This is a genomic window from Algorimicrobium bowmanii (genome assembly GCF_054031195.1).
This window is the reverse complement of the sequence record NZ_CM132929.1, coordinates 2,807,752-2,822,524: the sequence shown is the minus strand read 5'-3', so window position 1 is coordinate 2,822,524 and position 14,773 is coordinate 2,807,752. Positions and strand designations below refer to the sequence as shown.

Annotated in this window: 14 protein-coding genes; 4 read left to right on the top strand and 10 right to left on the bottom strand. The window is 33.5% G+C overall.

The features are described 5' to 3' along the window. Window positions 1-13 precede the first annotated feature (13 nt). Entirely contained in the window at window positions 14-1,975 is a 1,962-nt protein-coding gene (dnaG, locus tag ACW5R3_RS12690) for a DNA primase (RefSeq protein WP_456577388.1), read from the top strand. On the opposite strand, the gene ACW5R3_RS12685 is transcribed toward dnaG, so the two are convergent. Continuing rightward, a complete protein-coding gene (locus ACW5R3_RS12685; RefSeq protein WP_456577387.1) occupies window positions 1,970-2,596 on the bottom strand; it encodes a response regulator in 627 nt (208 codons plus the stop codon). The genes dnaG and ACW5R3_RS12685 overlap by 6 nt on opposite strands. Before the next feature lie 93 nt (window positions 2,597-2,689). Further along, complete coding sequence (gene nadE / locus ACW5R3_RS12680; RefSeq protein WP_456577386.1) at window positions 2,690-3,481, bottom strand: NAD(+) synthase; 792 nt, start codon at window positions 3,479-3,481, stop codon at window positions 2,690-2,692. Between the two features lie 94 nt (window positions 3,482-3,575). Here nadE and gldB point away from each other — a divergent pair, with 94 nt between their 5' ends. Together gldB and gldC are read left to right on the top strand one after the other, a co-directional pair. Beyond that, window positions 3,576-4,541 (top strand): gliding motility lipoprotein GldB, encoded by a 966-nt coding sequence (gldB, locus tag ACW5R3_RS12675; RefSeq protein WP_456577385.1) that lies wholly within the window; start codon window positions 3,576-3,578, stop codon window positions 4,539-4,541. Next, window positions 4,534-4,866, top strand: coding sequence for a gliding motility protein GldC (gldC, locus tag ACW5R3_RS12670; RefSeq protein ID WP_456577384.1), 333 nt, complete (start codon window positions 4,534-4,536; stop codon window positions 4,864-4,866). The genes gldB and gldC overlap by 8 nt, the downstream gene beginning before the upstream one ends. 62 nt (window positions 4,867-4,928) lie before the next feature. Here gldC and aqpZ read toward each other — a convergent pair whose 3' ends face one another. The 8 genes from aqpZ to ACW5R3_RS12630 all read right to left on the bottom strand — a co-directional run bounded on the left by aqpZ (window position 4,929) and on the right by ACW5R3_RS12630 (window position 13,248). Beyond that, window positions 4,929-5,618: an aquaporin Z gene (gene aqpZ / locus ACW5R3_RS12665; RefSeq protein WP_456577383.1), complete on the bottom strand. Its 690-nt coding sequence runs from the start codon at window positions 5,616-5,618 to the stop codon at window positions 4,929-4,931. Window positions 5,619-5,707: 89 nt separating this feature from the next. Further along, window positions 5,708-6,787, bottom strand: a complete 1,080-nt coding sequence (locus ACW5R3_RS12660; RefSeq protein WP_456577382.1) for a formylglycine-generating enzyme family protein — start codon at window positions 6,785-6,787, stop codon at window positions 5,708-5,710. Window positions 6,788-6,799: 12 nt separating this feature from the next. Next, entirely contained in the window at window positions 6,800-7,576 is a 777-nt protein-coding gene (locus tag ACW5R3_RS12655) for a DUF2490 domain-containing protein (protein ID WP_456577381.1), read from the bottom strand. A gap of 24 nt (window positions 7,577-7,600) precedes the next feature. Then, window positions 7,601-8,146: a hypothetical protein gene (locus ACW5R3_RS12650; protein WP_456577380.1), complete on the bottom strand. Its 546-nt coding sequence runs from the start codon at window positions 8,144-8,146 to the stop codon at window positions 7,601-7,603. Between the two features lie 88 nt (window positions 8,147-8,234). Then, window positions 8,235-9,023 (bottom strand): neuromedin U, encoded by a 789-nt coding sequence (locus tag ACW5R3_RS12645; RefSeq protein WP_456577379.1) that lies wholly within the window; start codon window positions 9,021-9,023, stop codon window positions 8,235-8,237. Between the two features lie 16 nt (window positions 9,024-9,039). Further along, window positions 9,040-11,226 (bottom strand): DUF748 domain-containing protein, encoded by a 2,187-nt coding sequence (locus ACW5R3_RS12640; protein WP_456577378.1) that lies wholly within the window; start codon window positions 11,224-11,226, stop codon window positions 9,040-9,042. Window positions 11,227-11,478: 252 nt separating this feature from the next. After that, complete coding sequence (locus tag ACW5R3_RS12635; RefSeq protein WP_456577377.1) at window positions 11,479-12,495, bottom strand: DUF6515 family protein; 1,017 nt, start codon at window positions 12,493-12,495, stop codon at window positions 11,479-11,481. 27 nt (window positions 12,496-12,522) lie between these two features. Then, the gene (locus tag ACW5R3_RS12630; RefSeq protein WP_456577376.1) at window positions 12,523-13,248 is read right to left on the bottom strand and encodes a DUF2092 domain-containing protein; all 726 of its coding nucleotides are present in this window, start codon (window positions 13,246-13,248) and stop codon (window positions 12,523-12,525) included. 426 nt (window positions 13,249-13,674) lie between these two features. Here ACW5R3_RS12630 and ACW5R3_RS12625 point away from each other — a divergent pair, with 426 nt between their 5' ends. Next, window positions 13,675-14,667, top strand: a complete 993-nt coding sequence (locus ACW5R3_RS12625; protein ID WP_456577375.1) for an HAD family hydrolase — start codon at window positions 13,675-13,677, stop codon at window positions 14,665-14,667. The last annotated feature ends 106 nt before the right edge of the window (window positions 14,668-14,773 follow it).

Below are 14,773 nucleotides of genomic sequence, written 5' to 3'. Positions count from 1 at the left end.
AAAATTTCTTTCTTTGATATCAAAATCCACCATAGATCAAGTATTTGAAACAGTCCGTGTAGAGGAAGTTATTGGCGATTTTGTTCAATTAAAAAAATCTGGTAGTAACTTTAAAGGGTTGAGCCCTTTTAGTGATGAGCGTTCGCCAAGTTTTATGGTTTCGCCAGTTAAAGGGATTTGGAAGGATTTCTCAAGTGGAAAAGGCGGGAATGCTGTTGCTTTTTTAATGGAGCACGAGCATTTTACCTATCCTGAAGCTATAAAATATTTAGCTAAAAAATACAATATTGAAATTGAAGAAACGCAACAGTCTAATGAAGAAAAGGCACAAGCGGATACACGTGAAAGTCTGTATTTGGTAAGTGAGTTTGCAAGTCGATATTTTCAAAAAGTATTACATAAAACAGATTTAGGAAAAGCTATTGGTCTTAGCTATTTTAAAGAGCGTGGTTTTACAGACGAAACCATAAAGAAATTTGATTTAGGATATTCTCCAGATGAGTGGCAAGCCTTTACGGATGAAGCTTTAAAAAACGGCTACCAACTTGAGTTTTTAGAAAAAACAGGCTTAACTATTGTTAAAGGTGAGAAGCGTTTTGATCGCTTTAAAGGACGTGTTATGTTTCCCATTCAAAGTATGAGTGGGCGTGTTTTAGGGTTTGGTGGACGTATTTTAACTAACGATAAAAAAGCTGCAAAATATCTAAATTCCCCAGAGAGCGAACTATATCATAAGAGTAAAGTTTTATATGGAATTTACCATGCAAAACAAAGTATTTCAAAGGAGGATAATTGCTACTTGGTTGAAGGATATACCGATGTTATTCAGTTTCATCAGCGCGGTATAAAAAATGTTGTTTCTTCATCAGGAACAGCATTAACGCCAGAACAAATAAGACTGATAAATAGGCTTACTAAAAATATTACCGTTTTGTTTGATGGTGATGCAGCTGGTTTACGAGCATCTTTGCGTGGTATAGATTTAATTTTGGAGCAGGGAATGAACGTTAAGGTTTGTACCTTTCCTGAAGGTGAAGATCCCGATAGTTTTGCTAAAAATAATACTCTTGAGGAAATTCAAACGTATCTAGCTGAGAAAGCTCAGGATTTTATCCAGTTTAAAGCGTCATTATTAGTTAAAGAAGCTAATAACGATCCTATAAAAAAAGCAGATACCATTCGCGACATTGTTAATAGTATTGCTAAAATTCCAGATCGTATAAAAACTGAAATTTATATTCAGGAGTGTGCTCGTATAATGGATATTAGCGAGGATGTATTATTTACAACGTTAGCACAAATTACCAAAAAGGAAACCGAAGAGTCTGATAAAAATTATAAGCAGGAGCAAAAGGCTTTTGAAGTTATTAAAAATAAGGAACAGACTGCAAAGCGTGTGGATGTTCAATATGAATTAGAGCGAAAAATTATTCAGATTTTATTATTGTACGGAAATAAAACGGAAGATTTTGAAGATTTAATTTTGAAAGAAAATGAATCTCATGAGTTGGTTCTAGAACCTGTAAAACATCAAGCACGTGTTTTTGAGAAAATTTATTTGGATCTCCAAGAAGATGAGATGCAGTTTTCCAATGAAACATTTAAGGATTTATATTACACTATTATAAACACGTTAAACCAAGATCCTGATTTTCTAATTGAAAACATTGTTAACACTGTAGAGCCGCGTATGGCAGCAGAAATAACAACGATATTAATGGAGGATGAGAAACATTCCCTGTCCGATTGGGAGCGTCAGAATATTTTTCCGAAAGCAAAAGATACCACTGTTGCTCAGTTGGTAAGCGAAACAATTTTAAGTTTACGTTGTTTTCTAATCGATTTAAAAGTAAGAGAATTTCAACAAGAAACATTAAGCAATAGAACAGATACTAACAGAAATATTCTTGAGGAGGTTAAGGATTATTCTGGATTAAAAATGCTTTTATCTAGAAAATTAAACCGTGTTTTATAAATCTAATAGTTTAGCTCTATTAATTAAATCGACAATATTAGTAACATTAAGTTTTTTCATGAGCCTTGCTTTATAGGTGCTAACCGTCTTTTCATTGATTTCCAATTCAGAGGCGATTTCTTTGTTTTTTCTACCGGAAGCTAAAAGTTTTAAGACTTCTATTTCTCGGGTAGATAGCTTTTTGTAATGACTTCCGTTTCTAGACGAGCGTCTTTTAGAATTCATTTGCTCAGCAATTGTATCACTTAAAAAAACTTTGCCTTCATACACCTTTAAAATAGCTTCTTTAATGGTAAGTGTATTGGCTGTTTTCATAATATAACCATCGGCACCAGATTTAATAGTATTTATGGCATAGATACTTTCCGATTGCGAACTGAAAATGATGGTTTTAACAGCTGGAAATTCTTTTCTTAATCGCCGTAAAGCGGTAATTCCATTAAGTTTTGGTAAGTCTATTTCCGTTAAAATAATATCTACAGGATGTTGTTTTAAGAAATCAAAAATAGCTTCACCATTATTAATACCTCCTACAACTTGAATTTGTGGCGATGTAATAAACAAGAGTTCTAGCCCTTTTCTTATAATAGGGTGGTTGTCAACGACCAACAGCTTTATCATTATTTATAAAGGTTTTAAAAAATTAATACTGTTGAGGCAATGCTATTTATCGAGTGGGTACTGTAAATATAAGAAATTACTTAGTAAAGTTTATTAATCTTTTAAATTATTTGGTATCAAGCAAATAGGTATAGGGTTCATTTTGTGTTTATTAGCCGTGTTTAGCCTTTTGTAAATAGCGAAAACATCCTTTTCTCTACCTTCAAAATCGCTAAGCGTTTGTCCGGTATCATCCATTTTCATAGCCCATTCCAATTCGGGATAAGATGCTCCAATTTGATCTTCATCACTTCTAGCATCACCAAACAAACCATCACTTGGTGCGGCTTCCATAATTTGATTAATAATATTTAAATGTTTACCTATTGCATAAACTTCAGATTTCATTAAATCTGCAATGGGACTTAAATCTACACCACCATCTCCATACTTTGTGTAAAAGCCTACACCAAAGTCTTCAACTTTATTTCCGGTTCCTGCAACTAATAGTTTTTGAAGTCCTGCGTAATAGTATAAGGTCGTCATACGTAATCGGGCACGGGTATTAGCTAAAGTCATATCAACAATTTGTTGGCTGCCGTCTAGGTTTACTTCAGTTTTAAATTCTTCAAAAACAGGTGTTAGGTTGGTTTGTGTGCTTCTAACATTAGGGAAGTTTTTCTTTAAAAAAGCAATGTGGTCTTGTGCTCTTGATACATGACTTTTTGCTTGATGTATTGGCATTTCTATACACAAAACATCTAATCCAGTTTTAGCGCAAAGTAAAGATGTTACTGCCGAATCAATTCCGCCAGATATCCCTACAACAAAACCATTAACTTTAGCGTTATTAGCATAATCTGTAAGCCATGTTACAATGTGGTTGACAATTTTTTCTGTTTGCATTTTAATGGATTTTTTAAACAAAGTGATGTACCTTTGCCCTACAAAAATAACGCAATCATTGAACTAATAAAAATTAACAACAGATAAGTTTTCTATGAAATATGTAGTAAGTATTCTTTTAGTTTTATGTCTTTTTTCATGTGATGATAAAAGTCAGCAAGAAAAGGAAATTGAAAAGATTGCTGTTAACTTTACTGTCGAACGTTTTGATAAAGCTTTTGGTAATGCTACACCTTCCGATTTATCAGAATTAAAAGCCGCTTATCCTTTTATGTTTCCTGAGCAGTACCCAGATACATTTTGGGAAGAACGCATGCAGGACACTCTTCAGCAACAGCTAATTAAAGAAAGTAGTAGTGTTTTTGATGATTTTTCAAAAGAAAAAACAGCTATTAAAAAACTGTTTCAACATTTAGAATTTTATTTTCCGGAATTTCGTGTTCCTCGTGTAATTACCACAACATCAAGTGTTGATTACAGAAATAAAGTTATCGTAACGGACACGATTGTGCTTATATCTATTGATACTTATTTGGGTGCTGACCATGAATTTTACGATGGCATTCAGAAATATTTAAAAGCTAATTTTGAACGGGAACAAATAGTTTCTGATTTAGCAGCCGCTTATGCTGAAAAGTATAATGTACAGTTTGAAAGAAAGAGTTTATTAGATGAAATGATATATTATGGTAAGCAATTGTATTTTAAAGATGTTATGATTCCCTTTGTGAGTGATGCTGTAAAAATAGGCTATACTGATGAGCAACTGGAATGGGCTAAAACAAACGAATGGTTTATTTGGAACCATTTTGTAGGTCAGGAATTGTTGTATGATACAAATAGTAAATTACCCTCAAGATTTATTAATCCAGCACCTTTTTCTAAATTTTATTTAGAGCAAGTTGACAACGAGTCACCTGGTAGAATAGGGCAATATATAGGTTGGCAAATTGTGAGATCTTATATGAAGAATAATAGCGTTTCATTGAAAAAATTAATGAATACAGAGGCTTTAGAAATTTTTAATACGAGTAACTATAAACCAAAAGATAATGGCTAAAATTAAATCAAGTATACAATTAGATATAGAATTGGACGAGAATCGCGTTCCTGAAACCTTAAATTGGACAGCCGAAGATGGTGGTATTGATAATGCCGAGGCAAAAGCCATGTTGTTGTCTGTTTGGGATCATAAAAGTCAAGAAACATTACGTATTGACTTATGGACAAAAGATATGCCAGTAGATGAAATGAAAGTGTTTTTTCACCAAACTTTAGTTGCAATGAGTGATACGTTTAATCGGGCTACTCAGGATGAAAAAATGACAGCAACAATGAAAGATTTTTGTGATTATTTTGCTGAAAAGTTAGAATTGAAAAAGTAACAAAAAAAGGATATCAATAATTGATATCCTTTTTTTGTGTAATACAGAAAGTCATATTCTGTTTAGTCGTTATTAGGTGCCAGATATTTATATAATAAACCAGCTAGTATCGCACCAACTATTGGAGCTACCCAGAATAACCATAATTGACCAATAGCCCAATCGCCAACAAATAAAGCTTGACTTGTACTTCTTGCCGGGTTTACAGATGTGTTTGTAACTGGAATACTAATTAAATGGATTAGAGTAAGGGCTAAACCAATAGCTATTCCTCCAATACCAGGTGATGCATTTTTATGTGTTGCTCCCAGAATAATAATTAAAAACATAAATGTCATAACAATTTCTGTTACTAGTGCAGAGGTCATATCATAACCCATTGGCGAGTGTTCACCGTAGCCATTGGCTGCAAATCCTGAAGCAAGAGAGAAGTCAGCATTACCGCTAGCAATAAGGTATAGTATGCCTGCTCCGGCAATACCACCTAAAACTTGTGCTACTATGTAGCCAGGCAATTCTTTTCCATCAAAACGGCCTCCTATCCATAATCCGATAGATACAGCAGGGTTAAAATGTCCTCCAGAAATATGTCCCACGGCATAAGCTCCTGTTAGTACGGTAAGACCAAAGGCAGCAGCTACACCTGCAAATCCAATTCCGAGTTCAGGAATACCTGCAGCAAGAACAGCACTACCACAACCTCCTAGAACGAGCCAAAAGGTTCCGATAAATTCAGCTAATAGTTTTTTCATTTTTTAATATATTTAATTGGTTAGTAAGTAATTAAAAGTACAAAAAACTAATTAACAAAAAAGAATAAACTTTAATGACATTAGTCTTTTTATTCCTCTAAGTCTTGAACACAGCGAAAACCTAGGTGATTTTGTCCCGAATCTACAGATGTTGCCATACGTGATGTAGACCTGTAGTTTGAGCAGTATTGGTCACTACATAAAAATGAGCCTCCTTTAATAACGCGTTTTTCAGAAACATATGGATCAGTTGGGTCATAACTAGAATCTGGGCCTTTAGGGTTGTAGCACAACTTAGAGCCGTTAGCTAAATACATCTTTTTTGTATACGGACTGTAGTAATCTGTTGTCCATTCCCATACATTTCCAATCATATCATAAAGACCAAAAACATTTTCAGGGTATGATTTTACAGGAGCCGATGCAGCAAATCCATCTTTTTTAGTGTTGTTATGAGGGAAGTCTCCTTGAAAAAAATTGGCTAAATATGCGCCTTGCGGCGTTAGCTCATTTCCCCATACAAATTGACTATTTGTGTCGCTACCTCGTGAGGCATACTCCCATTCGGCTTCAGTAGGTAATCGCTTTCCGGCCCATTTAGCATATGCCTCTGCATCTTCGAAAGCTATTTGAACTACAGGATGGTTGTCTTTTCCATCAATATTACTATTAGGTCCTTCTGGGTGTTTCCAATCGGCGCCTTTTACCCAAGCCCACCATAGGCTATAATCGTTTAGATTGACACTTTGTGCAGGTGGCGAAAAAACTAAAGAGCCTGGCTGTAGTATAGAGTCGTGAGGCTTTGGAGTTCCTTCTGGTAAATCTAACTTTAAACGTTCCCAATCTATTGGTCTTTCAGCAATGGTTAGGTAGCCTGTTTCTTTAACGAATTTTTTGAATTGTGCGTTAGTTACTTCGGTTTCATCCATATAAAAACCATCAACTTTTACAAGAACTTCAGGGCCTTCATGATTTTCAGCATAAGATTCTCCACTTCCCATAATATAAGTGTCACCAGGGATGTATACCATGCCTGCAGGCGCTTTTTTGGCAGTTATATCAGAAGCGCTGCTATTATGTGTGTTTTCCGACAGTTGTTTATTGTCTTTACATGAAATAACGGCACCTAGAATAATAGCGATACTGAATAATTTCTTATAGATAGTCATAATTTAAAATTTTTAATCGAGGGGTTTATCTGCAGGCTGCTTAATATTACCATTAAAAACACGGAGTCTTAGAATAAAATCACTCGAGGAGCTATTTGTAGCTGTACTGTTTCTTGTTTCATTAAAAATCAAATATACCTCAAATTTCCAATTGTTTTTTAATTTGTAGCCTAAACCTGGTTCTAAACGGATTAAATCGTTATATCGATTAGATTTTTTTAGATTAAAAAACACTTCCATGCTTAACGGAATATAGAAGCCGTCTACAAAATTTGTGAGGTGTTTTTTATAGTCTAATATGGTGGAAAGACGATATCTTAAACGTGAACCAAATGTCCAACCTGAGTTATTAAAATCATTTTGAAAACGCTCCTCTAAACGGACATAATTATATAATGTGATGTTTTTTAAGGTTGGAATTTCAAATTTAACCCCTTGTACTAAACGAAATTCCAAATTGTCTTTAACATCATAATTTTGAGTGTAAAATAAACCTGCGCCAAGATGGAAAGACTTAATAAGTGGTTTGTTAAGGTTTAGGAACGGGAGGCTTTTATCGTGTGGAAATTCAGCTGTAGAAAGAACCAAAAAACGATTATAAGCCTGAGGGAAAATTTTACGGAAGCTAACTTGTGTTTGTAGCTTTTTGTTGTTTAAAATAATGTTTGCAAAATTATAATCTAGCCATAATTGTCTGTTAACGGTGATATCTTGGTTAACCAAGCTGTCTTGAGCATAGGCGCTAAGGGAAAATGTAGTGATAAAAATATATAGCGCTAAACGTTTCATTATAATCTTAAATGTATTAAACTGTTACAGTTTACGAGCAATACCAAACCCTAAAGAAAAAGAGTTGTAAGCATCTAGCTTTAAATCGTTGGTTATATTTGCTACAAGTTCCCAGTTTTCATGAAATGCATACCCGTATTCAACCCCAATTCTAAACAACATAAAATTCTCTTCTTTTGAAAATTCACCACCAACACCTAGTAATGCCGAGAAGTTTTTACAAAATTTATATGATGTAACTACTGCGGGTGCAATGGGAGAATTACGTTCAATAATTTCAGACTCTTCACTGTAATTGGTTACACTAAAATCCTCAATAACAATGTCTGTATGGAGCCCAATTGCCCATTTTTCACTTATTTCATAATTATAATTTAGTTCAAAAGAAGGTACTGATAACCAAGCTTTATTTCCGCTTTTACCTACAGCTTCTTGAACTTGTGTATGCCCAAGTAAAAATTGAATGGCATGACGTTTTTCTGAAGTTTCCTGATTTTCTTGAGCAAAGACTGATGTTATCCCACAAGTAAGCATGATTGTGGCAATAAGTTGTAGTTTTTTTATAGACATATGTGATGATTATTGTGTTTTACAGTGTGAATTTATAGTATTTCAAATTACTATCAAAAAAACGGGCATTCCAATAAAATGAAAAGTTTTATTTTATAATAAATGCTGCTTGAATTTGAATCTGCCAATCGGCATCAGTAGGGTGTTGGATATATTTATAAACGCCAGCTTTTAAATTTATAGGGAGGTACCTGTTGCTTTTTATTAGTTTACCTGCTCCAACACCTAAAGGAAGAGTCCACCGGTTGTTATCGGAGGCTTTCCAATTAGCAGAAATTTCGGGATTAGAATAAATATACCATTCATTTTTTAAGGTTTTAGAGAGTATTATTTGAGAATGGAAAAGATTAACGGATTCTGAATGACTTGAACCTGCTACAGAAAAATAATTTTGTAATAAGACACCGTATGTAAAACCCTGGTTTTGTTTTAGTGCAATAACAGACGGGCCTATGGAAAGCTTATTATTACCTAATTGATTGTTAACAGCAGGAAACATAAGTGTTGGACCAACACCCCAAGAAAAGCTTGATTGTTTTGATTTGGTAACAGTTCCTGTTAGTGTTGTATTGCCAATGCCATTTTGATAGCCGGTAACTGTAGGTGTGTTTGAAATTGGGATTTCTGGTTGCAGAATTAGAAGCCAATTTTTGGTAATTTTTACAGGAAGAATAGGCTTTATGGTTACTATATTCTCATTTTTAGTATTTAATACAGCCTTGTAATCTATGGGGATGCTAGCTAAATTAGCAATCGGGTTTTGGATTTTGTCCTCTAGGCTTTCCCCGTCAGGGTAATACGTAGTGTTCTGGTATTCTTGAGCACTAATAATAGTTGTGACGATAAGGTTTAAAAAGAGTAAGAGTGCTTTTTTCATGATGTAAGGTGTTAGATTACTCAGGTTCTAACAGCGTATAATCGATTTTAAATCGTGATAATGAGCCTTTATTGTCGGGTTCTCTAGGGTCAGATTTTGAAACCGTTATGTTTGTAGAATCCTTTTTGCTTTTTAAATATTCAGTTGTTGTATCAATTAACTTATTGGTGTAATTATGTGATAAAGAATCTAAAACGGTACTACCTATTACTTTATAAACGGCTTCTTTTTGTGTTAACGAGTCATTTCCAGTTTTTAGTTTTAGGTATGTTTCAAATTCTTTTTCATCCTTAAGGTAGTCATTTTTAGTGTCTTGGCGGAATTTTTTTTCAATTTCTGCGTATGCAATGGCTTCTTTTTGTAATTCAGGGTCGGTAAAATGAGTTAAATTTATTTGTAGGCCTTCTTTTTTTGTTTCTAATTCTAATAGCTTGTCTAGTTTTTTGTATTGTTTTTCAGCTAATATGGTGTCTGTGTAATTAAATGTGAATTCTTTCAGTTCTTTGGGGTCGCCATCTACTAGTCCTGCTAAGAAATTAACAGGGCTTGCAACAGTTTTAACAATTAGATTCTTGAATGTGGTCCAGACAATTTTCTTAACGTTTACTTCCGGGTCGTTTAGGTTTCCTCTTACAGGAATGTCTAAGTTAACATCTCCATTCTTGTCTTTTAATAGAAATAAAGCAAATTTTAATGGAAGACTACTTAGTCCGCTTTTGTTGTTTGTAACCGATACGTTTTTAACTAATAATTTATTCTCACTTTGTATGTCGCCGTTTGTAATAATAGACTCCGAATAGTAATAGAAATCACCTTCTACGATGTTATGACCGGTATAATAATTAGCATAGATATTAATGTCTGAAAGCAGGAATTTTTCAATTGTGATATCTAAGTTTGTATATAGTGTGTTTGTAGGATTGTAACCTATTTTAGCATTTAGCGTACCGCGATTATTTAATAGCATTGTAGCATAAATGTCTACCCATTCAGCTTGACTATCAATATTTTTAGTGTCTATTTCAATATCACTTAAATGGTAATCAAATTTATCACCAGTTAAGTTGTCTGTGTAGTCTAAAATACCATTAGTTATCTCAAAGTTGTTTATTGCATAATAAAGCTCGTCTTCTGATGTGTTTGTCGAGTCGATAGTAGTAACTTCAACAGGTTGTGGATTTGATGCTATAGGATTTCCTTCTGGGTCTAGTTTAAATAATTTAAAGATATTATTTGTTACTGAATCCATTTCAAAATAGGTGTAGGGCTGTTTTAAACTTAAGCTATCAATAACGTAAGCACTATTGGCATAGTCTATTTTTTTTAACGCAACATCAATTCGGTTGGAGGCAAGAACTTTACGTTTTTCGGTATCGGTTAATAAAAAGTCAGCAACATCTACATGTCCAGATACGAGTGCGTTTGTAGGTTGGTTGGTGTTTCCTTCAATTTTAATGTTCGAGTTTAAAAGGCCTTCAAAACTGCTAATGTTGGCGTATTCTAAGACATACTCATAAAATGGTGATAGGTTTAAGTTATTAAGTATTATTTCGGCATCAAATTCACCATCAACAGGATTGAGGTTTAGGGTAGAGCGTATAGAACCTCCATTTTTCAAGTCGAATTTTATATCAGCATTACTTTTATGTTCTTGGTCCCAACCTATATAAGGAATGAAAAAAGATAGATTTTCAATATGTGTTTCTTTATTGATGTTTTTATTATCGAAAAAGAAATTGGAGTCTTTAAGTTCAAGATTAGAAAGGTTGTATTTAAGTGGTTCCGATTCGATTGTTTCGGTTTCTAGCGTGTCGCTTTCTGGTAAGTGAAATGCAATTAAATCATCAAAATTAAAAGTAGAATCCTTCATGATAACACGAGATTTTAGCCCTTTAAGGTAAATTTGTTCGATGCTAATGTTGTCTTGAAATAATTTTAAAGGTTCTAGGTTTACAATTAGGGTGTCAAAACTTGTAAATTCTTCTGAGCTGTTAGCCTCAAACATTTTAAAGTCTGAAACTTTTATGGTGCTTGAAAAGTAATTGTATTTAAGGTTGCCAATGGCAATTTCTCTGCCGGTTAATTCTTTTCCATTCTTAACGGCATAGTTTTTTATTAGGGTTGGAAGGAAAAATAAAAATAAGAGTATTAAAATTAATACGGTTGCTAAGGACTTTAGAACTATTTTTCGCTTGTTAGTCATGGTTGGAATACTTCTTGGTTTATAGTTATAGTAAAACAGTTTTAGTAGTACTATAGCTTGGTAGGTAGGTTATGGTATTAGTAAATATACAAAAATGTTTATTTGTTAATAAGGCAAGGTTTAAGCTTAGACAAAATTAATAAATTGTACAGTAATAAAATGTTTATTCTAGGAACCTTTTTTAGGATTTATTCAAAAAAAAAGCATTGCCAATTTTAGGCAATGCTTTTTTAAAATGTAAAAGACAAGGGTTTATTCGTCTTCTTTTACTTCAACAATTTCATACATGTCCTTGCCGTCTACTTGAATAGGTTGGTAATATGTATCTCCAAACTGTACATAGGTAACATCACCAATTTTTGTTTCTTCACCACCTTCTGGTAATTCAGGAACAATAGTGCCAGCTGTTGCAGGAACAACAATATATCCATCTGAATTTTTTTCGTAAAACGCTCCCCCATAATAATAATTATTTGTGGTTTCTGTAACCGCTACTTTTTCTGCTTCAGTAGGAATTGAAGGAACTTGAGCGCCAACGGGAGCTTGAACTGCCTCGAAACCGTCTTCAGTTTTAAGGTAGTAAGTTCCATTGTCGTAATGGTATTCGTCATCTTTGTCGTTATCATTATCCACAATACTTACTATGATAGCGGTTGTAGCTAATGTTGTAACAAAGTATCCCCATGGGTGCCAAGACGGTCCCCAGTAATATGGTGTGTATGGATGGTAATAATAAGGTCTATGGCAATAGTAGCGATGACCACCGTAGCTATAAGGAGGTCTAGTGTAACGAACTCTGCTAGAACGTACTCGGGTGTTTCTAGAGTTTCTTACATTGGTATGTCTGCTATTATTTACATTAATATTTACATTATTATTACCGATATGAGTTTTATTACCAACGCGGTTGTTATTGGTACGTTTTACTGTTGATGTTCTTTTTTTATTAGTGTTTAACTTGGGTGCTGTATTGGTTGTTTTTCTGTTAGTAACTTTACTCTTTGTATTTCTACTAGCTGTTGGTTTTGAAACATGACTACTAGATTTTGAAAAATTACGACTACTTGTTTTTGCATGCCCTCCATTTATAGAACGACTAGGTTTACTAATACTTCTTGAAGGAGTTGATCTGGCATGACTAACGCCGCCGCCACGCGAAACACCATGTCCCATGCGTTGAGCTTCTATAGCTTGTAATGGTAAGATTAGAGCCAGTAGTAATAAAAACATGGCTGCTTTAAGTTTTGAAAGTGATAAATGTTGTATCATTTTTAATGTTTTTTATGGTGCTGAATATTATTTTTCTAGGATACTAATTAATTTTGATTTTGGAGGTGGTGTAAATTCAAAAACAGAATTTGGTATGCTTGGGTTTAAGTCCCAATTAATAAAATTAGCTTCGTATTGCATGTTGTTTTTATCTTTATCTATAATAACAATACGCTTTGGTAGCATATTCATAGAATTGGAAACCCATAATTGTACGTTTGTTTTGTCGTTGGTAGCCATAATGTAGAAACAGGTCTCGCCATCTAATGTTTTTTCACCTAAATAAGAAATCGTATCAAATTCAGCCATTATATCATCTGTAAAAGAAGGGTAGAAGAAATCGGCAGCAGGAAATTTAAAATCAAACCTCATATGCATACTGTCAATCATTTGAATTGTACTGCTAGGAGCTTCAAGCGTAACATAGTTGTTTTCATCAAACGAGTAATATGTCATATAAGAGCCATTATACCAAAACCCTCTATTTTGTTTATCTCCTTTAGTACGAACTAACAGTTTGTTTGGGCCAGACATTGAAACATTGCTTTGGCGGTAATGTTTCTCAATGTTATGACTCGTATTTATTTTGTCTACCGAGCTATTCATGGTAATGTTTACAGACTCCAAATCGCCTATAACATCACTCATTTTATCTAATATAAAAATAGCTGTGGAGTCTATTTTTTTTGAATCTTGTGCTTGTCCCCAAAAAGACAATCCACATAGAAGCATTACTAATAATGGTTTTTTCATAGTTTAATAATTAAGGTTAGTGTTTGGTGAAATTTTGTCAAAGATGAAAAATATCTTTCTAATTTTAACGAGTAATTGTTGATTTTTGTAGTGATTAGTTAATAAATAAAATAAATAATGCCTTGTAAATATACAGAAAGGCAATTTATTATCAAACTGTTGTTTGTGAGTTTATTAAATTAATGTTAGCTATTTGTTTTTATTATGAACGTATTGGTGTTTTTATTAAATTCGAAAAAAAAAATATTATTAAATTGAAGGTTTTGGTTTAATAGTTTTTAAATTTTTGTTATAACGAGCTATTTTATGCTATAAGACCATATTAATTATTATATAATATATCTTAGCTTGTATCTTTGTTATCTAATATTAACCATTAATCAATTTATTTATATGAAATTACTTACATGTAAACTCTTGCTTATCATGTCTCTTTTTTGCGTGGCATGTGTGAATTCGCCAGAAAAAGAATCTCAGGTTCAGGCTGAGGTTGCCGAAACGCCAAAAGATCCGTTGCCTTCCTGGAATGATACGGAACGTAAACAAGCTATTGTGGATTATGTTTCAGATGTTACAAATACTAACAGTGCTAATTTTATTCCCGTAGCCGACCGTATTGCTACGTTTGATAACGATGGGACGTTGTGGAGTGAGCAGCCAGCTTATTTTCAGCTTTTTTTCGCTATTCATCGTATAAAAGAAATGGCTGATCAACATCCAGAATGGAAATCAGAACAGCCTTTCAAAGCTGTACTTGAAAACGACATGGAAGCTTTAAAAGCTTCTGGGATGGATGGAATTGCAAAATTAGTAATGACAACTCATGCCGGTATGACTAGTATGGAGTTTGAAAAACTAGTAAGTTCATGGATTGAAACCGCTAAACACCCAACAAAAGAAATGGCAATCAAAGATATGATATACAAGCCAATGTTAGAATTGTTGGATTATTTAAGAGCTAATAATTTTAAAACATATATAGTGTCTGGTGGCGGTATTGAATTTATGCGTGCATTTTTAACGCCTGTATATGGTATTCCGTCAGAACAAATAATAGGAAGTACTGTTAAAACGCAGTTTGAGTTAGTAGATGGTGAACCGGTTATTCGTCGTTTAGCAGAACTGGATCATATCGATGATCATGCAGGGAAGCCTGTAAGTATCAATAAATTCATTGGAAAAAAACCGGTTTTCGCAGGTGGTAATTCTGATGGCGATTTAGAAATGCTTCAATATACAGATTCAAATACATATAAATCTTTTCAGTTATACATACATCATACAGACTCTGTGCGCGAATGGGCTTACGATAGAAATTCGGCAATAGGAAAGTTTGATAAAGGTCTTGATGAAGCTAAAGCTAAAAAATGGACGCTTGTTGATATGAAAACAGATTGGAATGTAATTTATCCAAACTAAAAGATTCATAACTACGGGATTGAAAATAATTTCCCAAGGTTAAAAAAAATAAGGCTATTGCTTGTTTCTCTTTTAATTTTATAAATTTTTGTTAAATTTACTTTTT